Here is a 25,401-nt window from a genome sequence, read left to right as displayed (position 1 = left end):
TTGCATCATCCTTTCGCCGTGAACAAGCCTTGCGGACGGAATATTAATACGATTGCCATAAGCATCATATTGACCGCAAGCGATAAAGCTGGAACATAGTAAGCCATGAAACTACCAGCCAGCCCTACTAATATTGCAGCAAGAAGTGAGCCTGGAAAACTGCCCATTCCTCCAATAACGACAACGATGAAAGCGAGTATAGCAAATTCCATCCCCATCTCTGCATAAATTACTCCGGAATATGGAGCCATGAGTACTCCACTTAAAGCAGCTAGTGCAGCACCAGCCATAAATACATATAAAAATACTTGCTTAATATTAATACCAAGTGCCTGCACCATTTCTTTGTTCATAACCCCTGCACGAACGATTAAACCGATCTTTGTACGCTTTAAGATGAACTGAAAAATTCCAAACACGATAAATCCAATGATAATAATAAATAACCGATACTTGATAATGATTACATCGCCAATTTCCCAGCTTCCCGATAATAGGGGTGGTGTTTTAGCAGCAAGTTGATTTGGTCCAAAAACGACCTTTAGCATTTCTGATAACACGATCATAAAGCCAAGTGTGATTAGTATTTGTTGTACATGATTTCCATAAACCGGCTTAATAATTAGCTTTTCAGTTATAAAACCAAGAACAACGCCAGTTAATATTGCCCCAAGTATAGCAAGGGTAAAACTATCTGTTATACCGTAAAACCAAACGCCCGAAAATGCCCCCCAAGCAAATAAACCTCCATGAGCGAAATTCAATACATCCATCAAACCGAATATTAACGTTAGTCCAGCAGCTAAAAGAAATATTAACATTCCTGTTGCTAAACCATTAATTAATAAGTTGATTAGTAACTCCATTTAATAACCTCCTTAGCCGATTCCTAGGTACTTACGCTTGAGTTCTTCATTTTCAATCAGTTCCTGCATAAGCCCGGACTGCACAGTTTCTCCATCATCGATTAGTGTGTATGTATCACCAATTTTGCTAGCCATCATAAAATTTTGCTCCACGAGAATGATTGTTGTTTGTTTTTTCATTTCATTGATTGCTTCCATTACTTTTTCTATGACGACAGGTGCCAGACCTTTGGAGGGCTCATCGATTAATAGTAATTTACTTTCATTTACGAATGCTCTTGCCATCGATAGCATTTGCTTTTGACCTCCAGATAAATGGCCACCATCCTTTTTCCAATATTTCTTTAAATCTGGAAATAGCTCTAAGACATATTCTTGTCTCGCTAAAGCGGCATCATCTTCTTTTCTTATTGCTACTTTTATATTCTCTTCAACTGTTAATGCACCGAAAATTCCTTGATCTTCTGGTACATACCCAATACCGCTAGTGGCAATATGGTAAGTCGGCGTCTTTACAATAGATTTATGGTCAAATGTGATTTGACCCGAAGAGGCAGGAGTTAAACCCATAATCGTTTTTAATGTGGTTGTTTTCCCCGCACCATTTCGACCGAGCAACACACTGACCTCACCGGCTTTTGCCTCGAAGGAAACGCCTTGTAAAATGTGATATTGACCTATATGCGTATGCACATTCTCTACTTTAAGCAAGGTGCTCATCGTATAATCCTCCTAAATAAGCATGTTGAACGGTTTCATTGTTCATAATGTCAGTAGGTGTGCCGTCCGCAAGTAATCTACCATTGAACAAAACCATAATAGAATCAGACAAATCCATAATCATATCCATTTTATGTTCGATCAATAATATCGTTCTTTCACCCGTTTGTTTAATCTGTTTAATAACATCTAAAATAGCTGGCACTTCTTCTAATGACATCCCTGCAGTAGGTTCATCTAGTAGTAAAACCTCTGTGTCTAGTGCTAGTAGCATGGCAATCTCTAACTTTCGCTTTTCGCCATGAGAGAGTTGTGTGGCAAATGCATTTGCTTTGCTAGACAGTAGGACAATATCTAATAGCCTTTCTGCTTCTACGTGTAAATCTTTGTATGACGTAAAATGTCGAAAAAATTGATATCTAATTTTTTCTTTAGATTGAACTGCGAGGCGAACGTTTTCAATGACGGTTAGATTAGGAAAAACATTAGTTATTTGAAAAGAACGTCCAAGTCCTTTCCGAGTACGTGCAACTGAGGATTTTCCTGCCAGTGATTCCCCTCGAAAAAACACATCTCCGCTAGTCGGTTTCAGTTCCCCACTTATTAGATTAAAAAAGGTTGTCTTTCCTGCCCCATTTGGTCCGATTATGGATTTGAAATGTTTTTCTGGCATCTCAAAATTGACATTATCTACTGCAGTTTGCCCACCAAATTTTATCGTTAAATTTTCTGTACTCAATATTGGTTCCATCCTTTAAGCCCCTTTCCAAAATCACTCTCCATAGGATAGAGAATCGTTCTATCCTATGGAGAGTGAGCGACCCAAGATAAATAGGTCGTCACTTTTTTTTACTTATTATTTAATATTGGTGGCTCCGTTTCTTCAGGTGAAAGCTCTCTTATGAGAACGGGTACTGGATAATCCACACCATCTTGTTTTTCTAGCTTAATCGAATATAGTGTTTGCAATGCTTGGTGATCCTCTGGTCGGAAAGTCATTGTTCCTTTCGGTGTTTCAAATGACATTCCTTCCATGATCTTGATCAATTCATTGGCATCTGCATTTCCTTCTGATTTTTCTAGTGCCTCCACTATGGCAATTGCCGCTGTCATACCGCCAGGAGTAAATAGGTCAGGTACTGCCCCTTCAAAACGTTTTTTATGTTCTTCGACTAACCAGTCATTAATATCATTATCTGGTAGAGTGTGATAATAAACAGAGAATCCTTCCATACCTACAAGTGGCTCCATTATAGAAAGTGCTGGAATATCAGGAGCGCCAGTAGAAATTTTGATGCCATTCTCTTGTAGCTTCAAATCTGCTATTTGGTTCCAAGGTGAGTTAGCGCCTGCCCATACAACAAATAAGTAGTCGGGTTTTGCTTGAATGATTTTTTGTAGATTTGATGTAAAATCAGTCGCTGCTGGATCTGCAAATTCTTCCAAAACTATTTCAGCACCTAGTTCTTCAGCAGCGTTTTTAAATGCAGCAACTCCATCCCAACCAAACGAGTAATCTGGAGCAAATGTTGCTATTTTCACGCCAGGCTTAGCGATAGCTGCAGCACCTGCAACAGCATCCTGTGAAGAGTTTCGACCAGTTCTGAAAAGAAAAGGATTAAATTCGGAACCAGTGATGCTGTCAGCAACGGCAGGTTCGACAATCATAATTTTTTCGTATTCTTCTGCTAATGGGAGTACTGCTAACGTATCACCGGAGCTAGAAGATCCAACTAAGAAGTCAACCTCATCCTCTTCTAATAGTTTCGTAGCTTTTTGTACCGCGACTTCTGGCTTCGTTTCTGTATCTTCAAATACAACTTCTATTTTCTTGCCTGCTACCTCCATTGTTCCGTCAGTAGCATATTCTAGACCTAGTTCAAATCCATTTTTTGTTTGCTTTCCGTAAGATTCTAATGCCCCAGTTAATGAAGCAAGTACACCAATTTTGATCGTTCCACCTTCTTCAGTTACTTCTCCAGAAGTAGCGGTTGTTTCACCTTTTTCACCTTCAGCTTCTTTTGTCGTGCTTCCCTTATCACTGCAAGCAGCAGTAATCATCAGTAAAAACAAGAGAGTTAATAATAATTTCCACTTTCTAGCCATATACATCCCCCTCAACATTTTTTGTAAGCGCTATCATACTTCTGTTTCATCTTACAAAAGAGGAGTTACAAAAGAGTTACAAAACCCATTTACTCAGCAGAGTAAATGGGTTTTGCGACGAGCTGTACGCAGGAGCAAAGGTTTTTGCTTTATTTGCGACGAGCTTGCGCAGGAGCAAAATAAGAAAAACCAGGCAAAAGACATGCCAGGTCCTTTAAAGTCAAAACCTGTTTCTATCGTTTTCAAAGGGCTTTGGACAGACATTTTGCTATATTATTACCGTTTGATTTTTTTGAGATGCAGGTCGTGACTGACGTCACAACCTGCATCTCTTTTCTCGGTAATCTTATGGCGTTTGTCTGTCCGTCGCCCTCTTACAACTCTTAGAAACAGGTTAATGCGTTATTGGACAACTAGAGAAAAGATCCTTTCTAATTTAGAGAATAAGCTCTCGAAGATGCAATTTCGTTCGCTATTTCGCTTCTTTATTGGAAGAACACTTACTGCTTACTTCCTCGCTCATTGGAAAATCGCATTTCTAATTTGAAGGCGTTTACAAATAATTTGATCACTCTCTAAAATTTGACAAATCCTATCATCTAAGCGATAAGTTAGAGTAAAACTTATCGTGGAGTACTACAAACTGATTGATTGTAGGGAAAGGTGGCGACTCCGGCAGGATCAGTGAGACAGATGAAACATCACAGGCGAACGCGCAAGCGTCGGTGATGTTCATCGCTCACCCTGCGGAGGCCAACAAGATGTTGGTCACGAAGGCGTTGCCACACGAGGTGGCGTTCTTAGCCTTTGTTCCTTTGTCTCCATCTGAAACGGAAATCAGTAGGATTATTTATTCTATATTGCATCTTGAACCCAGTATTACAGGACATTTTTAAATACTTTTTTATCTTTTAAAAAGCAAAAAAACTCTCTGCTTTCATTCATAACCAGTAATCATTTCATACATCTGAATGGTTGTAGGCATTGGTTCTATATTTAGCTCCTTCTCCAGTACATGCACGCAGCGATCATACCATTTAACGGATTGGCTTCTGTTTTGAAGCTGATAATAGGCAAACATTAATAGGCGGTAAGCTTCCTCCCAGGTAGAATCGTATATTAATAGTTTTTCTGCCCAATAAATCGTTTTCTCGAATTCTTTTAATCTAGTATAGGTTTGGGAGAGTCTTTCTAAAACTTGTATAAATAGCTGCTGTGCCTTTGCCCGTTCCGATGAAATCCATTCTATCGTGATTCTGTCTTCAAATAATTCTCCTCTATATAAATGGACTGCTTTTAGCAAAAGTTCCTTTGATAAGTGAGGAGATATTTCCTCAATTCCATTCTGAGCAAAATGGTTAAAATCTAGCACATCACTCCCTACGTACGCATTTGGATTTAACCGATACATCGACTGCTTGCGCAATATAAAGTAGGATTCCTCACGTGCTTGCCTATTTGGTTCAAGTACCTTTAATAAGGAATTCAAAGTAACCTTAAAATCTCGGTCTAGCTTCTTAGTGTCACTTTCTCCCCAAAGCATTTGTATCAATTCTTCTTTTGGTACATAACGATGGCTTTGCAAGTAGAGGTATGCAAACAGTTCCTTCGATTTATCTCGTTGCCATTTTCGATCATTTACTTCATCAGTTCCCATATATAACGTGAAAGGCCCTAAAAGACGAACATAAAGAGTATAGCCAGGATAATTAGTTTTAGTTGAAATATTTAACTTATCTATGATTTGCCCGACATACTTATTATCGTGATGAATCGTATATACCTTTTGCAAAATAGGATAGTTTGTTTGAAGATCAATTGGGCCAAAAACAGTTCGATTTTGTAAAAAGAAGAAATAATTATGCATTCCACATAATTCCATAAAACACTTAGCATGCTCACTAAAGGAAGCTTCATCATTAAACTCATTATAAATACGCATTAACCAATAATGCGAGATCACTTCTCCATATACATCCTCACAATTGGTGAATAATTCATTTGACTGTCTAATATGCTCCACAGCTTCTATATACTCACCATTTTCCAAATAGACGATACCAAGACCCAATAATATATAAGCAGACAGCCAGTAGTCATTTACTTTTTTTGTCTCACGTAAACCTTTTTCTCCATAGTCAATTGCTTCTCGAAAAAAACCTTGCCGTGATTTTAAAATGGAAAGTCCCATATACGGTTCTGCTTTTGCTCTAGCTACATTCAAATCATCCATTTTTTGAATCGCTTTCAAATAATATACTTCTGGAGTTTCTAGATCAAAGGGATTAGTTAGTAATTCAGAATGCCCAAGCCGGATTAAACCAACTGCTTCCACAAATCCAGACTTTTCCCGAATACCTGTTTCGATTCCTTTATTGGCAGATACTTTCGCTCTTTCAACCTTCCCCGAAAGTGAATAAATAAAGGATAATAACACATCCGTTTCACGATGAGAATCCGGCAAGCTATCTTCGTCCCTTGTCCTACTTTCTAGTAATTGTTGAGCTTCGATCAACCTACCAGTCCTTAATAAGATCCTCGCATCTAAATTTCCTTCGGTTAATATAGCAGGATCTAGTTTCTCTTTTTCTATCCAAGTTTTTGCATCGTTCGCTTTTCCTACATTAACTAAATTCTCCGCCATCAAGCGCTGCAAAAAAACTTTTTCTAAAGAAGAGATGTCTTTTCCCTTTTCAGCCCATTCGATTGCTTCTTTTAAGAAGGGTTGTGCCAAAGCTGGTTGAATTGTATCAAGGTATATATGTGCAAGTCCTGCATTTGCTCTACTAATATATAAAATATTTTCTTTTTGAAAGGCTTTCTCTAAAGCGGCCTCATAGGAGAGTCTTGCCTTTTCATAAAAGGCTCTGTACCGATGACATTCGCCCTCATAATAATACAGTTCATAAAAGTGATCTCGAATAGCCTTCGATAAATGGTCACCTAATAGATCCAGTAACCAATCGAATTGTCCTCCCTTGATCATTTTTGGTGCAAAGATAGTTAGTAGCTCAGCTAAAAAGCTTTCATCATTTGCTTTTACCGCATGGTGAACTGCCTGAACGATGTTTCCCTTTACCTGAAAATAATTCGCAGCCTTCCGATGAGTTTCATAAAAGGCGTGAATATCCTTTTGTTTCGATTTCGTTTCTAAAAACTGTTGGAATAGTGAATGGAATCTAAATGTATTAGAATCGCCTAATGGCTGTATAAACGCATGACTACTAGCTAGTCGTACCATACTTTTTGCTTCTTCATCATTAAAAAAATCTTGAATATCATTTGCAGTAAATAACGGGAAGATACTAAAATTTAAAAGAGATTGCTGATCTTCTGTCGATAAAAGCAAAAACACTTCTTCTAGTAAATAGGAAAATAAGTCGTTCAAAGCTGGGTTTACTAGATGACTAATTTGCCTATTCGTCTCAGCTACTTGCATAGCTATCAATTGGATGGCGATTGCCCAACCTTCTGTAAGTCTCATGATTTCGGAAGCATCATCAATAGAGATACGTTTATCGAAATAGTCTTCAAAAAAGACGAGTATTTCTTCCTCTGTGAACATTAGATCACTCTCTGTTATTTCAACCAACTGCCCACTCAGTTTTAATTTTAATAAAATGGACCATTTAGGTTTTAGCCTTGTAGAAACTACTACATGGATATTGGGCGGAAGAAATTCTATTATTTTTTCCATTATATAATTGATATGAAATACATGATCCACAAGATGGAAATCATCTACCACTATGGATAATGACTCATCAATATTAGATAGTTCATTACTAAATAGAGAATACAATTGCTGAAGTTCTGCCTCTTTTGGATAAACTGAAATTAAGTCTTTATCTTTAAACCCTCTACCGAATGTTGGAACAGTTTTTTGTATACTTCTAATGAGATGACGAAGAAAAGGAAGTATACCATCATCTTCCTCCGTAATAGAGTACCAAGAATAAAGACCTCTGGAATCTGCAAAATATTGAGCTAGTGCAGAGCTTTTTCCATAACCTGCTCCACTATGTAATAAAGTTAGCTTCTTATGAGTATTCGCTTTTAGTTTCTTCAACAATGAGGACCTTCTCATATAAGTAGAAGACGGTACTGGCGCACTTAATTTGGATAAAATTATGGTAGGCTGATCCATCTTATACCTCCTATCGAATTACAATCAGACATTAGCCTAATCCTAACATAATAATATTTTGAATTAAATAACAATTCTTTCATTTCAATATTTTACGCAAAAAAAAAGAGACTAATTCCTAAAAAGGAATAGTCTCTTTAAAGTACTTCTTATGCTTCTAACATTTTGTTACGTAATACCATTTGAAGGATACCACCATGACGGTAGTAGTCTACTTCAACTTCTGAATCGAAACGAGCAAGTACGTTGAATACTTTTTCAGAACCGTCTTCAGCTTTAGCTGTTACTTGTAAAATATCACGAGGTTTTACACCTTCTGCGATATTTATGCTAATTTCTTCTTTACCAGTTAAGCCTAGTGTTTCAACGTTTTCACCTGGTAAGAAATTAAGTGGTAAAACACCCATCATTACTAGATTTGAACGATGTATACGCTCAAAGCTTTCTGTAATAACAGCTTTGATACCTAATAGGTTAGTTCCTTTAGCTGCCCAGTCACGAGAAGATCCCATACCATAATCTTTTCCACCAAGTACTACTAAGCCAGTATTCGCTTCTTGATATTTCATAGCTGCATCATAGATAGGCATAATTTCGCCTGTTGGCCAGTAAGTTGTATATCCACCCTCTGTACCAGGAGCTACTTGGTTACGGATACGGATGTTAGCGAATGTACCGCGCATCATTACTTCATGGTTACCACGGCGAGAACCGTATGAGTTAAAGTCACGGATTTCAACGCCATTCTCACGCAAGTATTTACCTGCAGGAGTATCTTTACCAATTGCACCAGCTGGTGAAATATGGTCTGTTGTAATCGAATCACCGAATTTAGCTACTACGCGCATTTTATCAAGTGATTGGATAGCACCAGGCTCTTTAGATAATCCTTGGAAGAATGGTGGGTTTTGAATGTAAGTTGACTTGTCATTAAATGAATATAAAGATTCAGTTGACGTTTCAATTGCATTCCATGCTTCGTTCTCATCGAATACACGTGCATATTCTTTTTGGAATAATTCACGAGTAACAACAGTTGAAAGCACTTCGTTTACTTCTTCCGTTGATGGCCAAATATCAGCAAAGTATACTTCGTTACCATCTTTGTCTTTACCGAATGAATCTTTTTCTAGATCAATATCTACAGTTCCAGCAAGTGCATAAGCTACTACCAATGGTGGTGAAGCTAAGTAGTTTGCTTTAACAAGTGGATGTACACGACCTTCAAAGTTACGGTTACCGGAAAGAACAGAAGTTACGAATAGATCTTCGTCAACAATTGCTTTTTCAATTTCAGGTAATAATGGACCTGAGTTACCGATACAAGTTGTACAACCGTAACCAACAGTATTGAATCCGATTTGATCCAAGTAAGTGTTTAAGCCAGAATCCTCTAAATAACCAGTTACTACTTTAGATCCTGGAGCTAGAGAAGTTTTAACGTAAGCAGGAACTGTAAGTCCTTTTTCTACCGCTTTTTTAGCAACTAAACCAGCAGCTAACATTACATAAGGGTTAGATGTATTTGTACAAGAAGTGATAGCAGCAATAGCTACAGCACCTGTTGGAATTTCTACATCACCTTCTGCAAATTTAGCAGTTGCTGTTTTGTCAAATTCTTTTTCAGATAGACCGAAACCTTGTGTACCTTGTGGAGCTACAACTGCTTCACGGTAACGAGCTTTCATATCTGTAAGTGGAATTAAATCCTGTGGACGTTTCGGTCCAGAAAGGTTTGCTGCGATATCTCCAAGATTGATCTCTACAACGTCTGTATAAACAGGTTCTAGAGTTGGATCAAAGAACATATCATTAGCTTTTAAGTAAGCTTCTACGACAGCAATATGCTCTTCGTCACGTCCAGTTAGACGTAAATAGTTGATAGATTCTTCATCGATTGCAAAATAACCACATGTAGCACCATACTCAGGAGCCATGTTCGCAATTGTCGCACGGTCAGCTAATGGTAATTTAGATACACCAGGTCCGAAGAACTCAACAAATTTACCAACAACACCTTGTTGGCGTAATACTTGAGTAACTTTTAGCGCTAAGTCAGTTGCAGTTGTTCCGTTTGGAAGATCCCCAACTAATTTAACTCCGATTACTTCTGGAATTGGGAAGTATGAAGGTTGACCAAGCATTCCAGCCTCTGCCTCAATACCACCTACACCCCATCCAAGTACTCCAAGACCATTGATCATTGTTGTATGAGAGTCAGTACCTACTACTGAATCTGGGAAAGTTTCTAATGTGCCATCAGTACCTTCGTTCACATGGACGATAGGTGCTAAGTACTCTAAGTTAACTTGGTGAACGATACCAGTTGCTGGAGGAACAGCACGGAAATTGTCATATGAAGTTTGAGCCCATTTTAAGAAGTTGTAACGTTCAGCATTACGCTCAAATTCAAGGTCCATATTAGCTTGTAAAGCTGATGCAGTACCATATTTGTCTACTTGTACTGAGTGGTCAATTACAAGGTCAACTGGAATTGCAGGATTGATTTTGTCTGGGTTACCACCCATTTCATTCATCGCTGAACGAAGTGATGCTAAATCTACAACTACTGGTACTCCTGTGAAATCTTGAAGTACAACGCGAGAAGGCTTAAATGGCACTTCTGCTTCAGTATTAGCGTCCTTACCCCATTTTGCTAATTGGTTTACATGATCTTCTTTGATAACATAGCCATCGTATTGACGTAAAACGGATTCTAATAATACTTTAATTGAATAAGGAAGGCGTGAAACTTTTGCGATGCCGGCTTCTTCTAATGCTGCTAAACGATAGTAGTTATACTCTTTACCATTTAGAGAAAACGAAGTTCGGCTATTGTGTAAATTACTTTTTGCCATTTGTATTCCTCCTAAGATCTATTGAAAAGTGTCTATCTAGGACTTTTCTCCACTACTAATCATACTTGAATATACTTGATAAGTAAATTAGATTAAAATTATTATAAGTCATAATTATTGTTAATGACCTTTTATTTTTTCGATTGTCTTTTCTAATTGCTTTGCATGTCTCTTTTCGTGTAATCCCGTAAATGCAAACCATTGTATGAGAGGTACCTGTCCAAAAATAGGATGCTTTAATGATTTTTCTTTTAGTATAGAAGGATTGCTTGATTTATAGATAGTTAGTAGTTCCATTCTTGCTTGATGCAGCTGTGCTTTCATTTCTTCCGTTCTTTTATATTCACTGGACGGTACAGTATGAGACGGAGCCTTTACTTTTACTATTCGTAAAGTAGATATCTGTATTGGTTTTTTCTTTGCCCTAGGACTTGTTGGGTTAGCGAGCTCTTTTTTTATGCCTTTAATAATTGTCAGTTCCATTTTCACTAAATGATCTATAATTTCTTTAGGAGACCAAGACACATCATCTGGTTTTTCGTTAAATTGTTCGTTTGTTAGGGAATCAATTTGTTGAAATAAGTTCTTTCTTATTTCGTTATTTTTTTCTATAAACATATATAAATCCTCCACTCCTTACGTTGTACTTCCTTTATACCCATTTTAAACGATATACAAGCTAATATGTTCTGTTATTTTCTTTTCTCTCCAAATATGCGACAATATATTACTGGAAAGGAAGTTTAACTAATGATAGAAATGAAAACGATGAATCCAATAAACGATCCGTGGGAAGCATACCGAGACATGGAGCAATTTGGAAAGCTAACCTTAAGCAATATCGAATTTACAACAACTACTTTATGTAATATGCGCTGTGCGCATTGTGCAGTAGGATATACATTACAAACGAAAGATCCTGATGCAATTCCAATAGAACTAATCCTCCAACGTTTAGAAGAGATTCCTCACTTAAAAACTATTAGTATTACGGGTGGAGAACCTATGCTATCCAAAAAATCCATTACTAATTACGTTCTCCCCTTGTTAAAGTATGCCCATAATAGAGGCGTTCGTACACAGATGAATTCCAACCTAACATTAGAGCCTGAACGTTACTTACTGATTGCTCCTTATTTAGATGTTTTACATATTTCCCACAACTGGGGAACGGTAGATGAATTTGTCGAAACTGGATTTGCTATGATGGAGCGAAAACCTACATATGAACAGCGAGCTAGCTTATTCCAACGAATGATAGATAATAGCCGTATGCTTTCTGAAGCTGGTGTAATGGTTTCAGCTGAAACGATGTTGAACAAAAAAACACTCCCCTATTTAGAGCATATTCATAGGCAAATAGTGGATGAGATGAAATGTGCTCGCCATGAAATTCACCCTATGTACCCTTCCGATTTTGCTAGCGCATTAACGACACTAACATTGGAAGAAACACATGAAGCAATTGAACAAATACTAGATTTTCGGGATGACAATGTATGGATGTTATTTGGAACATTACCCTTTTATCCATGCAGTCAAAATGACAAAAGCATTCAATTATTAGAGCGACTACGTCAAACAAAAAATGTGTCTACAAGAAATGATCCTGATGGTCGTTCACGACTGAATGTTAACATATTTACTGGCGAGGTTATTGTCACTGATTTTGGGGATGCGCCTGCTCTAGGCAATATACAAACAGATACACTTCCAACCATTTTTGATAAGTGGTTAGATACTCCGCTTTCGAAATCACTTAATTGCCATTGTCCAGCAGTTAAATGCTTAGGACCAAATATTTTAGTAAAAAATATGTATTATAAAGCTGATCAGTTTGTTAGTGGATCTGTAAAATAAGAAAAAGAGGCTAGGACAGAACTCACCTCAAAATTAAAAGCAGTTCAAATTTTACGATGAGTAAAATTTGAACTGCTTTATTTTTATGTCTACTTGTAGCCGTTGTTCTCCGTTACGGAGGACGCTTTCCACGGGCGTGGCCTGAGCCTGTAGTCTCAGGCGTCACGCTATTCCCGTAGGAGTCGCCCCTCCATTTCAATCAATTTTATTAAATACCCATTATTTAGTAAAAGTTTCTCCTTATCCAATAAAATTTCTACTTCTGTCCCAGCCTCTATTAATACATAAAATTTATTATAGCTACAGTATAAAGGGCAGCTGCAAACTGCCCTTTAAACAAATATTAATGAACGAAGAAAAAGTCAATTGTTAAATTTAGAATAATTATTGTATGGAGAATTGCTAAAAATACTCCTTGCTTATTTAGCCTTTTGTTATTACGAATATCCATGTTCTCCACTCCCTTTTTTCAATATTATAATACAATTAACCTAAAAATACAAAATATTTAGAATAAATTAATTATAATATTTTGCTAGATATTTTGCAGTTTTACTTCATACTAAAAATAAGTAAAGAGGAGGCGATACATTCGTGAAAAAGGTGTTATTAGTTATTGACTATACAGTAGACTTTGTTTCAGATGAAGGTGCATTGACTTGTGGTAAACCTGGTCAAGAAATTGAAAATACGATCGTTTCGTTAACAAAAAAATTCCTCGAGGAAAATGAGCTCGTTGTCCTACCTGTGGATTTACATGAAAGAAATGACTTGTTTCATCCGGAAACCAAACTTTTCCCCGCGCACAACATAAGAGGAACAAAAGGAAGAGAATTGTATGGTAAGCTAAATAAGCTTTACGAAGACAATAAGGAAAAAATCATTTGGCTAGATAAGACGCGTTACAGCTCTTTTGCCGGAACGAACTTACAGCAATTACTTAGCGAGCGAAAAGTGGAGGAAATTCATTTAGTTGGAGTATGTACAGATATTTGTATTCTCCACACTGCGGTAGATGCTTACAACTTGGGTTATGAAATTGTTGTATATAAAGATGCCGTGGCAAGCTTCAATTCTGCCGGTCACGAATGGGCTTTAGGCCATTTTACCAGTTCCTTAGGTGCAAAAGTTATAAAAAATAATTGACATAGGTTTATTAATACTTATGAATGGATATATAAAGAGTGTGAAGCAATAATTCATTCATAAGGAGATGGAAATAATGGGATTCATTTTGTATTTAATAATAGGTGGTATAATCGGTTGGCTAGCAGGTCTTATTTTAGGTAAAGACATACCAGGAGGAATTATTGGTAATATTATCGCTGGTATTATCGGTGCATGGATCGGTGGATTAATATTCCCTGACATGGGACCAGTTATTTGGGATATGGCAATTATTCCAGCATTGATCGGTGCGATTATTTTAGTACTTGTACTGAGCTTTATCTTAAAAGCTATGCGTAAAGCTTAATACTCCAAAAAAGAGGAAGTACTCATTATGAGTACTTCCTTTTTTAAAGATTAAGAAAGTATTAAAAACTTAGCGTAAACACTGCGTTCACGGGTTTTGATGGTATGAATAATCCTATGATTTCAGTTTCAGATGGACTCGGCGATAATATTGCAACACGTCTGTCCAAAGCCCTTCGAAAACAATAGAAACAGGTTTTGACTGTGAAGGACATGGTGTTCTTTTACCCGGTTTTACTTATTTTTTGGGCGCATATGCTGCTTGAATTTCTTTTAACTGATTTTCATACAAATGATAAAAATGAAGAACGTCCTTCACATATTTCTCGCTATGATTATAATTGAAAATAGCTTTTTCAATCTCACCATCAGCAGCACCGCTTGCTGCGAGATAATTGGCTGCACTAAATACTGCATCCTCTAAATCGTACGGATCAGCTTTACCATCATTATTAGCATCTACCCCATACCCACCATATTTTTCAATAATAGCTGGATTAACCTTATCCTTTTCAGGAATTTCTCCTTTGCCCAATCCCCCACAGCTTGGGTGTGACCAACCAACAAAAGTACAGGGCATAAATTGCAAATGTCCTTCAGCACCAGCAGGGGAAAGTAAAGGATCCATCGTCGAAAATCTAGTCTCGATGCGATGGTGAGCAGCCAATAATGTCCAAGGAACACCATAATTTTCTTCTGCTTTTTTATACAAATCAATATATTCGTTAGGCACATCCAATTTTACGGTACTTTTTTGAAGCGTTTCAGCCCATTCTTGTACAACTGGTATTTTTACTAGTTCTTTCCATCCTATAATTGCTAGTATATAAATTGTTATGGTAAAAGGAAGAAGTAACACAATCGTCCAAACCTTTGTTTTATAGGATATTCCCTTTTGTTTCTTCATCTACTCATTCACCTATTCTACTTATATTGCTGTAAAAGATTATCTAATGTTAAAGGTTTACTAAAATAATATCCTTGTAAAAAATGACAGTTCATTTTTTTCAAACTATTCACTTGGAAGAGATCTTCTACTCCTTCCGCCAAAATCTGCATATCTAAGTTATGCGCAAGGGAAATGATGGATTGTACAATTGCTTTGGTTCTAACCTTATCAATAGACTGTGTAAAGCTTTGGTCTATTTTAATAATATTCACCGGAAGCAATTCTAAATATTTAAACGAAGAATATCCCGTACCAAAATCATCAATTGCTATTTGAAAGCCAAATTCTCTTAACTCATGCAATGATTCAATTACAAAATCAGTATACTCCATAATGATGGATTCTGTAATTTCTAATACAATTTTAGCTGGATTAATATTAGTTTCTTTAATTATTTGTTTTGTTCTAGAAATATAATCTTTTTGATAAAATTGTCTAGCTGATACATTTACACTAAAGTATAAACTTTTCCCTATTGTATCTTCAATACAAGGAATGTTCTTACATGTTTCGCGTAGTACATAGTCACCTATTTGAATAATCAGCCCACTTTTTTCAGCAATCGGAATGAACTCTCCTGGTGATATTGTTTGTTCATCGTGAACCCAACGAATGAGTGTTTCTACACCAATAATCTCCTGTGTATTTGTTGAAATCTGTGGTTGGAAGTTAAGAAATAGTTCTTGTTTTTCTAAGGAATGCTTTAAACCTTCTTCTAAATATAATTCTCTATTTACTTTATCAGATAATTCTTTTCGATATCTTATGTGGGTTAACCCACCATTTTTCTTCGCCTCTTCTGCTGCAATTTCTGCAAATCGTAATAGTTCAGAGCTCTTTGTCGTATCGTGTGGGTAATGAACTGAACCAATACTAATATGATTCACTATTTCTTTACCAGCAATATGTAACGGAACGGAAGTTTCTGCTAGTATGCTACTTACAAACAAGTCTACTTCATAATCCGATTTATTCTTCAATATGACTATAAATTCATCCGCTACCCATCTAGATATAACATCTGAGAATCTAATATGCGAATTATCTCGTAATGTGTCGGAGACCTTCTTTAGTACAATATCCCCTATTTCGTGTCCATATAAGTCGTTAATCATCTTAAATCGATCAAAATCGATAAATAACAAATGAAATCTTTCCTTATTATGTATAATATTTGTTAAATTCTTTTGCAAAGAGCTCCTATTTTGAAGTCCCGTCAAGTCATCTTCATACTCTTTTGCGATGAGGTCATTTTGAACACTCCAGGATTGCTTCATCAAATACAAAAGTAAAAGTGCACTTAAGCTTATATAAATGATACCTTTCGTCATCGATATAAACAGACTTTCTGGGGAGAATCTGAATAATAATACATCAGATAATAGTATCCAGAACAAACTGATGATTATATAGATAATAACAATTCGAAACGATATTTTTCGATATGTTTTTTTCACCTTCATAAGGACACCTCCTTGCTTGAATTCTATAAAAACAATAGCATAAAATCAGTATAAACAATAGTCTAAATGTGGAAAATGTCGGTATATACAAACTATTGATTTTTTTGTAGTATGACAGTATGGAGGTGAAAAATATGTGGAAAGACTTCAAAGAGTTTGCTTTTAAAGGTAATGTGCTAGATTTAGCAGTTGCTGTTGTGATTGGAGCGGCTTTTGGAAAGATCGTTACATCGTTAGTAGAGCATATAATCATGCCAACTATTGGTTTACTACTTCCTAGTGGTAAGTTTTCTTCTTTACATTATAAAGAAATTTTATACGGTAATTTCATACAATCCGTTTTTGATTTTCTAGTTGTTGCTTTTGCTATTTTCATGTTTATTCGACTATTATCTAAGTTTAAACGTAAAGAGGATGTTGTGGCAGTTACAAAAGAAGCACCTCCCGTTGATTCGAAAGAGGTATTATTGGAAGAGATTAGAGATTTATTGAAAAAGCAAAATAACGCATAAATAAAAATCAGCCTCTCCATTTGGAAAGGCTGATTTTTATTTTCCATCTTCGATTAATGTTTCCACATCAATTACAATTTCTTCTTTAGGCACATCAGTATTACCGCTATAGTTTTTTACAACTACACCATTTTGGTCTACTAAATAGAAAGACGTACCATGAATAACTTGGTTTGTATTCGGATCATCTCTAACTAAGGTCTTAAAGGAATCAGCTGCAAAGCCACTAATATGTTCCTGTGAATAGCCAGTTAAGAGCTCCCATTTACTTTCATCTACTACATCGTAATTTCCGATATATTCCTGAAGTTTATCTGGAGTATCAACTTCTGGGTCGACACTAAATGCAACAATTTTATAATCTTCAATACCCTTTTCACTTAACATTTCTTGAATGTCACTCATATTGAATGTCATTGGAGGACATACTGTTTCACAATTTGTGAAAATAAATGTCGATAACCATACTGTTCCTTTTAAATCTTCTAAAGAAACCATCTCTCCATGCTGATTTTCATATTCAAAATCGGAAACTTCCCAGTTTGTCTGTGCTTCAAAATTGCCACTGCTACCGCAGCCAACAAGAACAAGTACGGAAATAAATAATACTACAAATAACTTTTTCATTCATGAGACCTCGCTTTTCTCTTCATACCCTCATCTTAACGAAACAATTTTCCACCTTCAACTACATTGCCTTATTTATTTCAACAGTTTTGTGAATAAATGCACTAATTTAGCGATAATAGTACGTTTTTTATTTCTTCTAGTTTTGTTTCCACTCGGTGCATCAAATAAAATGACACAAAGATCGGAAAGCCAACATCTTGAATTACACTTAGCCACTGCTCCATATTATTCACATCCATCCTTTTTTATTCTTTTAAAAAGACTCTCCTTTTCGGGAGAGTCTTTAGCGTGTTAAATAATTTCGGTAACAGTTCTGTCTACTACCTTGGCACTTTTAATAACAGCCAAAGGGGATCCATCTGATTGAAAAGCATTACTTGCAATAATTGCCTGCATTCCTGTTTGAAGATCCGTTTCTGTTAGATTGCTTTTCGGTTCATCTACTGATATTGTGATATTCTTTCCGAGTGCTGTTTCAAATTGTAGCTGTAGTGTTTTACTCATTTCCTCCTGTCTCCTTTCCAGTTATTAGATTACTTGCATTGTTTCAATCTTTTCTGCTCCGATGTATGGTCTCTCGGAAAATGAACTAAGTGTTGTAGCAACAGTTTCAAGTTGGTCTGCTGTTACATTTGATCGAATATTACGGTAAGATTTTGACTTTGTTATCATCTTACCATCTTCGGTTACCTCTCCTTCAAAAATGAGTTTTAAAACTGCATGCTTATACTCTAGATTTGCCATGTGTATCCCCTCCTTTCAATTACTAAATAGAACTTTTTTAAAAGAAAGTATACATGGAGGATGAAATATTTTACGGAACAACTTATACTGAATATAAGAGAATGAGGTGAATAGTTTGCTAGAAGGTTGGTTTTTATGGTTTATCCTTTTTTGGGTTGTACTTTTAGTGATGCTTATGGGAATTGGCGGTTTCTTTATGTTCCGCAAGTTCGGAAAGGCACTACCTAAGAAAGACGGTAAATCTGATTTAGATTGGGAAGAATACTACGTAGATCAAACAATACATCTTTGGAATGATGAGCAAAAGCATCTGCTCAATGAATTGGTTTCTCCAGTTCCTGATTTGTTCAGACCAGTAGCTAAACAAAAAATAGCTGGGAAAATTGGGCAGTTAGCTATAGAGGAAAAAGCAACATCTATTACTCGGGAACTGTTGATACGCGGATATATTATTGCCACTCCAAAACGAGATCATAAATTTTTGCGAAAAAAGCTTGCTGAATTGAACATTGATGTAACACCTTTCAACAAGTATTTTGAACTGTCAGTGGACAGGCCATCAAATTAAATCAATAACAAAAAAAGTGAGCGTTCCTAGTTTATAGGACGCTCACTTTTTCTATCTTATTTTGTAATTTTTTAAATTGCACATACATGGCAATTCTCCAAGGAACAATCATTCCGAATGCTAGTATCCAAAACATACCACTAAGTGCACCTATGTCGATAGTAGAACTTAGTATTATTTTCCCTATAATACGTACAATCAACAAACCGAACAAGATGAATATAAATGCCTTCGATTGCTTTAAATATATATCTCCGTCTCTTCGTTCAAATTTAGAGGTCCAAATAAGAACAATAGAGAATAGCATTCCTACTCCAATTGCTTCTATAAATTCCATCAAAGTAACACGGAAATACGGAAAAACGAACATTAAAGCACCAGTTGACATGAACATAGGTGGTAATAATATCTTTTTCACACTTGCTGGCCGCTTAGCAGATTTCGCACGAACTGTTGTAACGAGTATTCCCATACCAATTGCGACCACTGTGGAAGCAATCAGCATCATATTTGGAGATATTTTATCTAACATTAGTAATTCCCCATATCTTTTATTTCTTCTGTTACTATACTATAAGTTCCTACATATCTGAAGTAACATTATGTAACACATTTACAATTTGATCTGGATCGAAAGGTTTTGTGATAAAGTCTTTTGCTCCAAACTCCAGTGCATCCACGATTAACTTTTGTTGACCTAGGGCAGTAACCATCACTATTTTAGCATTTGGATATTCTGCAATAATTTCTTTGACAGCTTCTATCCCATTCATACCAGGCATTGTTATATCCATCGTTACGACATCTGGTAAAAGCGTCTTATAAAGCTCTACTGCTTCTAATCCATTAGATGCTTCGCCAACAACTTCAAACTGATGATTTTCTAGCATTCTCTTAATCGTCGTGCGCATAAATATGGCATCATCTACTACTAATACTGTTGGCACTTGCATTGTCCCCCTCACTTTAAAATCCAGTAAAGTCTCCGAAAATCGGGCTTAATATACGAATAATATACGTTAAACCATCAAAAAATAAAATCAATCCAAGAGCAATCATAATATAACCGCCAACTTTTACGATTAAATTACTATTTTTGCGTATCCAGTTAAGGCGTGTGACAAAGAAAGACAATACGAAAAATGGAATAGCAAAGCCAAGTACATAAGCAAGCATATACCAAATACCGGCGTCAGGATTTGATCCAGCCATTACGATAACGGCTGCTAAGATAGGTCCTGTACATGGGGTCCAACCCGCCGCAAAAGCCATACCGATTATAATCGTTCCCAAATAACCGGCAGGTCGATTTTTAAATTGAATTTTCTTTTCTTTCATTAAAAATTCTGGTTTAAATAAGCCAACAATGACTAAACCGAATATGACGATGAATATTGCTCCAATTTGACGAAGTAGATCGTCATATTGTATGAAAAATGTACCTACCAATGACGTTGCAAAACCTATAGCAACAAATATGATAGAAAAACCTAATAAGAAGAATAATGTATGAAGCATTCCCCTTTTTTGCATTAATTTCTTGTCTGTTTTTATTTCTTCTAATGACATTCCTGTAATGTATGATAAAAATGCAGGATACAATGGTAGCGTACAAGGTGAAATGAAACTTAAAAAGCCCGCACCAAATGCCAATAGAATGTTTACATCTGTACTCACGGCAGTCAACCTTTCCGAATTTCTGTACCTATCGTAACAAATTTTCTTTTGTTTGACCTCATAATTGCTTGTGACAGCTTTTTGACTCTTTTAATCAGGTAGTTCTCTATTACTCCTTTTGGAAGCAAGTATATTAGATAATATAAGCTTTATCAAAATATCTAATATGACTTTTTAAGTTTAGCAAATCTGCAACCTTTGTGAAAGACTTGAATACAAAATTATTAGAGTTTTTTTACAATAAAAAAGCCTCTCATATAAGTAAATTCTTAAGAGGCAGATTTTATTACTCGTAAATTATGAAAAGACTATTCTATTCGAATTATAAGCTCTTTAATGCAGTTTCAATTGAATGTTCTCCGTTAACTAAATTAAATGCTCTCTTGTAGGTTTTTTCATTTTCCAATGTAGCAATAAGTGTATGCGCTACGTCTTCTCGTGTGATCGTACTTGGGTTAGCTTCAGCCCCTACCGCAATTTTTCCGGTTGACGGCTCGTTTACAAGTCCACCCGGCCGAACTATTGTGTAATTTAAACCGCTTGCTTCTAGCAACCGATCGGCGTAGTGTTTCGCTACATAATAGGGACGCATTCCTTCGTTCCAATTTTGACGTTTATCCGCACCATATGCGCTTACCATAATATAACGATCTATCCCTACCTGTTTAGCAGCTTCCATCGTTTTCACAGCACCATCTAAATCAATTAATAATGTTTTGTCAGGACCTGTATGCCCCCCTGAACCAGCTATAAAAATAACTGCATCTGCTCCAGTGATTGCTTTTGCAAGATCATCGACTGAGCCTTCTAAATCAGCTACAATTGCTTGGATGTTGTTAGCTTTAAGCTTTTGCGCTTGTTCTTCTTTTCGGACCACTGCGGTCACCGTATGAGTGTCACTCCGTTGTAATTCCATTACTACATGCTGTCCAATTTGTCCGTTTGCTCCAATTATTACTACTTTCATCAGATCGTCTCCCTTCAAAATTGTAACCCTCTCTATCCTTTCATAAGTGAAATGTCATTACAATTTATCAGCTCGCTTTGCGAAATGAGTTGATCTTGATAGTTAAGAAAAAACGTGCTAAACCAATATCTCTTTTTTTCGGTAATTTTATGGCGTTGCCCGTCACACTTCTACAATCTCCCCAAATGCAATAAACCAGCAAGAGTCTAAACTCATGCTGGTTTATTTGCATGTAATAGTTATGCGATATCATCCACAACATTGTTCTGTAATAGATACATTTTATGATATAAACCTTTTTGGTTTAACAACTCTTGGTGAGTTCCACGTTCCACTATTTCCCCATGGTGCAGCACAAGTATTAGCTCTGCATCTTGTATCGTACTTAAACGATGGGCAATTGCAATAGTCGTTCGCCCTTTTCTCATTTTTTCTAAACTACTTTGAATAGCAACTTCCGTCTCCGTGTCAATATTCGCAGTAGCTTCATCGAGCACTAAAATCTTTGGATTAGTAGCAATTGTACGAGCAAATGCGACCAATTGTCTCTGCCCACTAGAGAAAGTTGAACCTCTTTCTGTTACCTTTTGTTTATAAGCATTTGGTAGTTTTTCGATAAAATTATTTGCCTGTACAAATTCTGCTGCTTCTCTTACTTCTGTATCCGTCATATCATTAGCATGAAGACGAATATTACTTTCGATATCCCCGTAAAACATAAATGGATCCTGCAATACAAGCCCTACTTTTTCACGCATTTCTTCTGATTTGAAATCTTTCACAGAATGACCATCTATTTTAATATCACCCTGTTCAAATTCATAAAAGCGCATAAGCAAATTAATAATAGAACTTTTCCCACTACCAGTATGACCAACTAACGCTACAGTTTGACCAGGCTCTGCAGTAAACGAAATGTTCTTCAGCACATCCGTTTTCCCATCATACGAGAAAGTGATATTTTGAAACTCAATTTTCCCTTGTTGAATTTTTGCAAATTCATTGTTTTGTTGATTTGGAGCTAAGTCTTTCTCATCTAGTAATTTGAAAACCCTTGAAGCTGCAACAATTGCTTGTTGGAAAATGGATAGTCGTTGCATCACTTGATTGATCGGCTCAAAGAAACGATCGATATACGTAACAAAAGCATAGATAACTCCAACTTCTACAATATTGTTCATAGAGGTAATCCCGAAATAACTAAGCACCATAATAATGGCTAAGGCATAAACCAAATCTATTGCAGGTCGAAGCAATAGGCTATCTAGTTTGATGTTCCGTTTTCCTGCATTCCAATGTGAATCATTTATCTCATTAAATTCATCCTGCAGACGATCTTCCTGTCTAAATGCTTGGATCATTGTCATTCCTTGTAATGACTCTGCAAGCTTTGCATTTAATTGACTTAGTCGTTCTCTAAGATCCTGGTAAACTACCGAACTATGTTTTCGATACGTCAGGATAATGACAGCCATTATTGGCAATAAAATCGTTGTAACAAGAGCTAGTTTTACATTTAATATAAACATGGCAATATATACACCGATTACTAAAAAACCACTTTGTACAAATCCCACCAAGACACTAACGAACATATCTTTAATCGCCTCTGTGTCATTTGTTACACGAGATACAATACTACCCGCAGGAGTTTTGTCAAAGTAGCGCATTCCTAGCTTGTGTACTTTCGTAAATACATCAATTCGCATCTGTTGAATAATATTCAGTGCTAGCTTTTGGAAAGTTAGTAGTTGAAAATAGCTGACAATTACGTTTCCAATTTGTATAAATATATAACCTACTGCAAGACCAACAAGCGGACCCGTTGGAAAATGTCTCGGTGTTAAAAAATCATCCATATATGTTTTGATTAAATAAGGACCAAGAATATCACCGGTTACAGTTAATATTAGTAAAAGTAGAGCGATCGCAATTACTTTTTTATGTGGCCTCAAGTAGCTGAGTAAACGTTTGAAAACTACCCACTGGTCTTTTCCTGTCAGTTGCGGCTGTTTTTCATTCATTATGATTCACCCCCTTGTTCCACTAATGATTCTAGCTGCTGTAGTTGATACATTTCGTAATACATTCCTTGCTTTTCCATTAATTGTTCATGGGACCCTTTTTCTACAATTGTTCCATCATTCATCACAATGATCTGATGTGCGTGTTGAATCGCACTTAATCGATGAGAGGTAATAATGGTTGTTTCATCACTACGTTTAGCTTTCAATGCTTCTAATATGGCTTCTTCGGTTTTAGCATCTACAGCCGATAAAGAATCATCTAAAATAAGTAACTCGGGCTCCATCATCAGCGCCCGTGCAATAGATATACGCTGTTTTTGCCCACCTGACAACGATACACCACGTTCTCCAACAACTGTATTATAGCCATTAGTAAACTGTAAAATATCTTCATGTATATAAGCCAGTTTTGCAGCTTCCTCCACAGCCTCCATAGTAGCACCTGCATTGGCAAATGCTATATTACCTGCAACTGTAGTAGAAAATAGAAAATGATCCTGTGGTACGTAACCGATTGCTTCACGTAAGCTTCTTTTTTTGTACTTGTCAATCGCATGATTTCCATACATAATTTCCCCTGTATATCCTTCAAATTCTCGCATTAACAGTTTTAATATAGCTGTTTTCCCAGCACCTGTTTTACCGACAATACCTAATGTTTCACCTCGTCTAAGGGTAAAATCTACATGATGTAATGCAGCTCGATCATCTCCTGGAAATTTAAATTCCTCCATTTGAAAGTAAATATCTCCTTCTGGCTTTACATCCACTGCATCCGGACTATCATCTATTTCGATCTTTTCATCCATTAAATTATTAATACGATCATAAGATGCCCGACCACGCTCCACAATATTGAAAAGCCAACCAAACGCGAGCATTGGCCAAACGAGTAATCCAAGATAAGAGGTAAAAGCAAATAAATCCCCTATCGACATTTCTCCAGCAAGTATGTAACGAGTACCAAATACAATAGATAGGAAGAAACACATCCCAACAATTAATGAGATTGTCGGATCAAATAATGCATCCACCTTTGCCACACGAATGTTTTTATCTACTACTTCTTGCGATAATTGAACAAAATCCTCTGTATCCTCTTTCTCCTGCCCAAATGTTTTAATGACTTTCACACCGGAAATACTTTCCTGTGATTTATCATTTAAATTTGAAAAAGCTTCTTGTGCATACCGAAAGCGCTGATGTAACAGTTTTCCGTAGTAGCTTGTTAAAATAGCCATTAATGGCAATGGTAGCAATGCTATCAATGTTAGCTTCCAGTTAATCGTTATCGCCATTGCCGCGATTACAAACCCTCCTGTTGCTAACGAATCTACAAGCGTCAGTACACCTGCTCCCGCTGTCTGTTGTACTGCTGAAAGGTCATTCGTCGCATGCGCCATTAAGTCCCCAACACGCTTTTTTTGATAAAAAGACGGAGACATTTTTGTAAAATGGCGAAACAAATTTTCTCTTAATTGTCTTGCTAAGAATATTGCTGAACCGAAAATCATAATACGCCAATAATAACGTAAAATATACATCCCAATTGAAGCTAATGCTAAGACACCTAACCATTTCACTAAAAATTCAGTTGTTAATGAATTTTGACTGATCTCATCAACTATATACCCAATAATTTTTGGTGGTAATAGTTGTAGAAATGCAACAAACAGTAACATTAGAATTCCAATTAGATATTGCTTTTTCCTTTGTTTAAAAAACCAACCTAAATCCAAGAATACTTTCACTTTTCTTCCCCCACTATATATATTAAGACTTTACTATTTTAGCAAATATTCGAACATTCCGATAGATGAAAAACAAAATAATT

Annotated in this window: 25 protein-coding genes; 6 read left to right on the top strand and 19 right to left on the bottom strand. The window is 36.3% G+C overall.

Annotated elements, in window-relative coordinates:
• Positions 1 to 5 precede the first annotated feature (5 nt).
• The 4 genes from MKY37_RS22120 to MKY37_RS22105 form a co-directional block, all read right to left on the bottom strand.
• A complete protein-coding gene (locus MKY37_RS22120; protein WP_340780379.1) occupies positions 6 to 866 on the bottom strand; it encodes a branched-chain amino acid ABC transporter permease in 861 nt (286 codons plus the stop codon).
• 12 nt (positions 867 to 878) lie between these two features.
• Entirely contained in the window at positions 879 to 1,586 is a 708-nt protein-coding gene (locus MKY37_RS22115; protein WP_340780377.1) for an ABC transporter ATP-binding protein, read from the bottom strand.
• On the bottom strand, positions 1,570 to 2,337 hold the full coding sequence (locus MKY37_RS22110; protein WP_340780376.1) for an ABC transporter ATP-binding protein: 768 nt from the start codon (positions 2,335 to 2,337) through the stop codon (positions 1,570 to 1,572). The genes MKY37_RS22115 and MKY37_RS22110 overlap by 17 nt, the downstream gene beginning before the upstream one ends.
• Positions 2,338 to 2,435: 98 nt before the next feature.
• Positions 2,436 to 3,647, bottom strand: a complete 1,212-nt coding sequence (locus tag MKY37_RS22105) for a substrate-binding domain-containing protein (RefSeq protein ID WP_445323084.1) — start codon at positions 3,645 to 3,647, stop codon at positions 2,436 to 2,438.
• A gap of 692 nt (positions 3,648 to 4,339) precedes the next feature.
• Here MKY37_RS22105 and MKY37_RS22100 point away from each other — a divergent pair.
• Entirely contained in the window at positions 4,340 to 4,588 is a 249-nt protein-coding gene (locus MKY37_RS22100; protein ID WP_340780374.1) for a hypothetical protein, read from the top strand.
• 41 nt (positions 4,589 to 4,629) lie between these two features.
• Here MKY37_RS22100 and MKY37_RS22095 read toward each other — a convergent pair whose 3' ends face one another.
• From MKY37_RS22095 to MKY37_RS22085, 3 genes are all read right to left on the bottom strand, one after another.
• Positions 4,630 to 7,839 (bottom strand): BTAD domain-containing putative transcriptional regulator, encoded by a 3,210-nt coding sequence (locus tag MKY37_RS22095; protein WP_340780373.1) that lies wholly within the window; start codon positions 7,837 to 7,839, stop codon positions 4,630 to 4,632.
• A gap of 149 nt (positions 7,840 to 7,988) precedes the next feature.
• The gene (gene acnA, locus MKY37_RS22090) at positions 7,989 to 10,697 is read right to left on the bottom strand and encodes an aconitate hydratase AcnA (protein WP_340780371.1); all 2,709 of its coding nucleotides are present in this window, start codon (positions 10,695 to 10,697) and stop codon (positions 7,989 to 7,991) included.
• Positions 10,698 to 10,817: 120 nt separating this feature from the next.
• Positions 10,818 to 11,315: a DinB family protein gene (locus tag MKY37_RS22085; protein WP_340780369.1), complete on the bottom strand. Its 498-nt coding sequence runs from the start codon at positions 11,313 to 11,315 to the stop codon at positions 10,818 to 10,820.
• 141 nt (positions 11,316 to 11,456) lie between these two features.
• On the opposite strand from MKY37_RS22085, the gene yfkAB reads away from it, so the two are divergent.
• The 3 genes from yfkAB (at position 11,457) to MKY37_RS22070 (ending at position 14,031) form a co-directional block, all read left to right on the top strand.
• A complete protein-coding gene (yfkAB, locus tag MKY37_RS22080) occupies positions 11,457 to 12,557 on the top strand; it encodes a radical SAM/CxCxxxxC motif protein YfkAB (RefSeq protein WP_445323083.1) in 1,101 nt (366 codons plus the stop codon).
• Positions 12,558 to 13,151: 594 nt separating this feature from the next.
• Entirely contained in the window at positions 13,152 to 13,703 is a 552-nt protein-coding gene (locus MKY37_RS22075) for a cysteine hydrolase family protein (RefSeq protein ID WP_340780366.1), read from the top strand.
• 76 nt (positions 13,704 to 13,779) lie between these two features.
• On the top strand, positions 13,780 to 14,031 hold the full coding sequence (locus MKY37_RS22070) for a GlsB/YeaQ/YmgE family stress response membrane protein (protein ID WP_211894362.1): 252 nt from the start codon (positions 13,780 to 13,782) through the stop codon (positions 14,029 to 14,031).
• Between the two features lie 237 nt (positions 14,032 to 14,268).
• Here MKY37_RS22070 and MKY37_RS22065 read toward each other — a convergent pair whose 3' ends face one another.
• Together MKY37_RS22065 and MKY37_RS22060 are read right to left on the bottom strand one after the other, a co-directional pair.
• On the bottom strand, positions 14,269 to 14,937 hold the full coding sequence (locus MKY37_RS22065; protein ID WP_340780365.1) for a lytic transglycosylase domain-containing protein: 669 nt from the start codon (positions 14,935 to 14,937) through the stop codon (positions 14,269 to 14,271).
• 17 nt (positions 14,938 to 14,954) lie between these two features.
• Positions 14,955 to 16,442: a putative bifunctional diguanylate cyclase/phosphodiesterase gene (locus tag MKY37_RS22060; RefSeq protein ID WP_340780363.1), complete on the bottom strand. Its 1,488-nt coding sequence runs from the start codon at positions 16,440 to 16,442 to the stop codon at positions 14,955 to 14,957.
• Between the two features lie 134 nt (positions 16,443 to 16,576).
• Here MKY37_RS22060 and mscL point away from each other — a divergent pair, with 134 nt between their 5' ends.
• Positions 16,577 to 16,954 carry a large conductance mechanosensitive channel protein MscL gene (gene mscL / locus MKY37_RS22055; RefSeq protein WP_340780362.1) on the top strand — a complete coding sequence of 126 codons (378 nt, stop codon included), beginning with the start codon at positions 16,577 to 16,579 and terminating at the stop codon, positions 16,952 to 16,954.
• A 36-nt stretch (positions 16,955 to 16,990) separates the two neighbouring features.
• Here the strand turns inward: mscL and MKY37_RS22050 are convergent, their stop codons facing one another.
• The 4 genes from MKY37_RS22050 to MKY37_RS22035 all read right to left on the bottom strand — a co-directional run bounded on the left by MKY37_RS22050 (position 16,991) and on the right by MKY37_RS22035 (position 18,328).
• Positions 16,991 to 17,581 carry an SCO family protein gene (locus tag MKY37_RS22050; protein WP_340780361.1) on the bottom strand — a complete coding sequence of 197 codons (591 nt, stop codon included), beginning with the start codon at positions 17,579 to 17,581 and terminating at the stop codon, positions 16,991 to 16,993.
• 104 nt (positions 17,582 to 17,685) lie between these two features.
• The gene (locus MKY37_RS22045; protein WP_093535645.1) at positions 17,686 to 17,808 is read right to left on the bottom strand and encodes a YvrJ family protein; all 123 of its coding nucleotides are present in this window, start codon (positions 17,806 to 17,808) and stop codon (positions 17,686 to 17,688) included.
• 67 nt (positions 17,809 to 17,875) lie between these two features.
• A complete protein-coding gene (locus tag MKY37_RS22040) occupies positions 17,876 to 18,088 on the bottom strand; it encodes a DUF2922 domain-containing protein (protein ID WP_340780359.1) in 213 nt (70 codons plus the stop codon).
• 24 nt (positions 18,089 to 18,112) lie between these two features.
• Positions 18,113 to 18,328 carry a DUF1659 domain-containing protein gene (locus MKY37_RS22035; protein ID WP_340780358.1) on the bottom strand — a complete coding sequence of 72 codons (216 nt, stop codon included), beginning with the start codon at positions 18,326 to 18,328 and terminating at the stop codon, positions 18,113 to 18,115.
• A 115-nt stretch (positions 18,329 to 18,443) separates the two neighbouring features.
• Here MKY37_RS22035 and MKY37_RS22030 point away from each other — a divergent pair, with 115 nt between their 5' ends.
• Positions 18,444 to 18,896: a DUF2621 domain-containing protein gene (locus MKY37_RS22030; RefSeq protein ID WP_340780357.1), complete on the top strand. Its 453-nt coding sequence runs from the start codon at positions 18,444 to 18,446 to the stop codon at positions 18,894 to 18,896.
• Positions 18,897 to 18,927: 31 nt separating this feature from the next.
• Here MKY37_RS22030 and MKY37_RS22025 read toward each other — a convergent pair whose 3' ends face one another.
• The 6 genes from MKY37_RS22025 to MKY37_RS22000 form a co-directional block, all read right to left on the bottom strand.
• On the bottom strand, positions 18,928 to 19,404 hold the full coding sequence (locus tag MKY37_RS22025) for a CcdC family protein (RefSeq protein ID WP_445323082.1): 477 nt from the start codon (positions 19,402 to 19,404) through the stop codon (positions 18,928 to 18,930).
• A gap of 73 nt (positions 19,405 to 19,477) precedes the next feature.
• Entirely contained in the window at positions 19,478 to 19,843 is a 366-nt protein-coding gene (locus tag MKY37_RS22020; RefSeq protein WP_340780353.1) for a response regulator, read from the bottom strand.
• A gap of 19 nt (positions 19,844 to 19,862) precedes the next feature.
• Positions 19,863 to 20,573, bottom strand: a complete 711-nt coding sequence (locus MKY37_RS22015) for a cytochrome c biogenesis CcdA family protein (RefSeq protein WP_340780352.1) — start codon at positions 20,571 to 20,573, stop codon at positions 19,863 to 19,865.
• 322 nt (positions 20,574 to 20,895) lie between these two features.
• Complete coding sequence (locus MKY37_RS22010) at positions 20,896 to 21,540, bottom strand: SDR family oxidoreductase (protein WP_340780351.1); 645 nt, start codon at positions 21,538 to 21,540, stop codon at positions 20,896 to 20,898.
• 239 nt (positions 21,541 to 21,779) lie between these two features.
• Entirely contained in the window at positions 21,780 to 23,564 is a 1,785-nt protein-coding gene (locus tag MKY37_RS22005; protein ID WP_340780350.1) for an ABC transporter ATP-binding protein, read from the bottom strand.
• Positions 23,564 to 25,318 (bottom strand): ABC transporter ATP-binding protein, encoded by a 1,755-nt coding sequence (locus MKY37_RS22000; protein WP_340780348.1) that lies wholly within the window; start codon positions 25,316 to 25,318, stop codon positions 23,564 to 23,566. The genes MKY37_RS22005 and MKY37_RS22000 overlap by 1 nt, the downstream gene beginning before the upstream one ends.
• Positions 25,319 to 25,401 lie beyond the last annotated feature (83 nt).

The organism is Psychrobacillus sp. FSL K6-2836, assembly GCF_038003085.1.
Lineage (GTDB): Bacteria > Bacillota > Bacilli > Bacillales_A > Planococcaceae > Psychrobacillus.
This window is presented reverse-complemented; position numbering and strand designations above follow the sequence as displayed.

Excerpts from the sequence above, each read along its gene's own strand:
- MKY37_RS22045 (WP_093535645.1), bottom strand. The coding sequence starts at position 17,808 with ATGGAGCAGTGGCTAAGTGTAATTCAAGATGTTGGCTTTCCGATCTTT.
- MKY37_RS22050 (WP_340780361.1), bottom strand. The coding sequence starts at position 17,581 with ATGAAAAAGTTATTTGTAGTATTATTTATTTCCGTACTTGTTCTTGTT.
- MKY37_RS22115 (WP_340780377.1), bottom strand. The coding sequence starts at position 1,586 with ATGAGCACCTTGCTTAAAGTAGAGAATGTGCATACGCATATAGGTCAA.
- acnA (WP_340780371.1), bottom strand. The coding sequence starts at position 10,697 with ATGGCAAAAAGTAATTTACACAATAGCCGAACTTCGTTTTCTCTAAAT.
- MKY37_RS22085 (WP_340780369.1), bottom strand. The coding sequence starts at position 11,315 with ATGTTTATAGAAAAAAATAACGAAATAAGAAAGAACTTATTTCAACAA.
- MKY37_RS22110 (WP_340780376.1), bottom strand. The coding sequence starts at position 2,337 with ATGGAACCAATATTGAGTACAGAAAATTTAACGATAAAATTTGGTGGG.
- MKY37_RS22025 (WP_445323082.1), bottom strand. The coding sequence starts at position 19,404 with ATGATGCTGATTGCTTCCACAGTGGTCGCAATTGGTATGGGAATACTC.
- MKY37_RS22105 (WP_445323084.1), bottom strand. The coding sequence starts at position 3,647 with ATGATTACTGCTGCTTGCAGTGATAAGGGAAGCACGACAAAAGAAGCT.
- yfkAB (WP_445323083.1), top strand. The coding sequence starts at position 11,457 with ATGAAAACGATGAATCCAATAAACGATCCGTGGGAAGCATACCGAGAC.
- mscL (WP_340780362.1), top strand. The coding sequence starts at position 16,577 with ATGTGGAAAGACTTCAAAGAGTTTGCTTTTAAAGGTAATGTGCTAGAT.
- MKY37_RS22065 (WP_340780365.1), bottom strand. The coding sequence starts at position 14,937 with ATGAAGAAACAAAAGGGAATATCCTATAAAACAAAGGTTTGGACGATT.
- MKY37_RS22120 (WP_340780379.1), bottom strand. The coding sequence starts at position 866 with ATGGAGTTACTAATCAACTTATTAATTAATGGTTTAGCAACAGGAATG.
- MKY37_RS22035 (WP_340780358.1), bottom strand. The coding sequence starts at position 18,328 with ATGGCAAATCTAGAGTATAAGCATGCAGTTTTAAAACTCATTTTTGAA.
- MKY37_RS22040 (WP_340780359.1), bottom strand. The coding sequence starts at position 18,088 with ATGAGTAAAACACTACAGCTACAATTTGAAACAGCACTCGGAAAGAAT.
- MKY37_RS22005 (WP_340780350.1), bottom strand. The coding sequence starts at position 23,564 with ATGAATGAAAAACAGCCGCAACTGACAGGAAAAGACCAGTGGGTAGTT.
- MKY37_RS22060 (WP_340780363.1), bottom strand. The coding sequence starts at position 16,442 with ATGAAGGTGAAAAAAACATATCGAAAAATATCGTTTCGAATTGTTATT.
- MKY37_RS22070 (WP_211894362.1), top strand. The coding sequence starts at position 13,780 with ATGGGATTCATTTTGTATTTAATAATAGGTGGTATAATCGGTTGGCTA.
- MKY37_RS22095 (WP_340780373.1), bottom strand. The coding sequence starts at position 7,839 with ATGGATCAGCCTACCATAATTTTATCCAAATTAAGTGCGCCAGTACCG.
- MKY37_RS22010 (WP_340780351.1), bottom strand. The coding sequence starts at position 21,540 with ATGAAAGTAGTAATAATTGGAGCAAACGGACAAATTGGACAGCATGTA.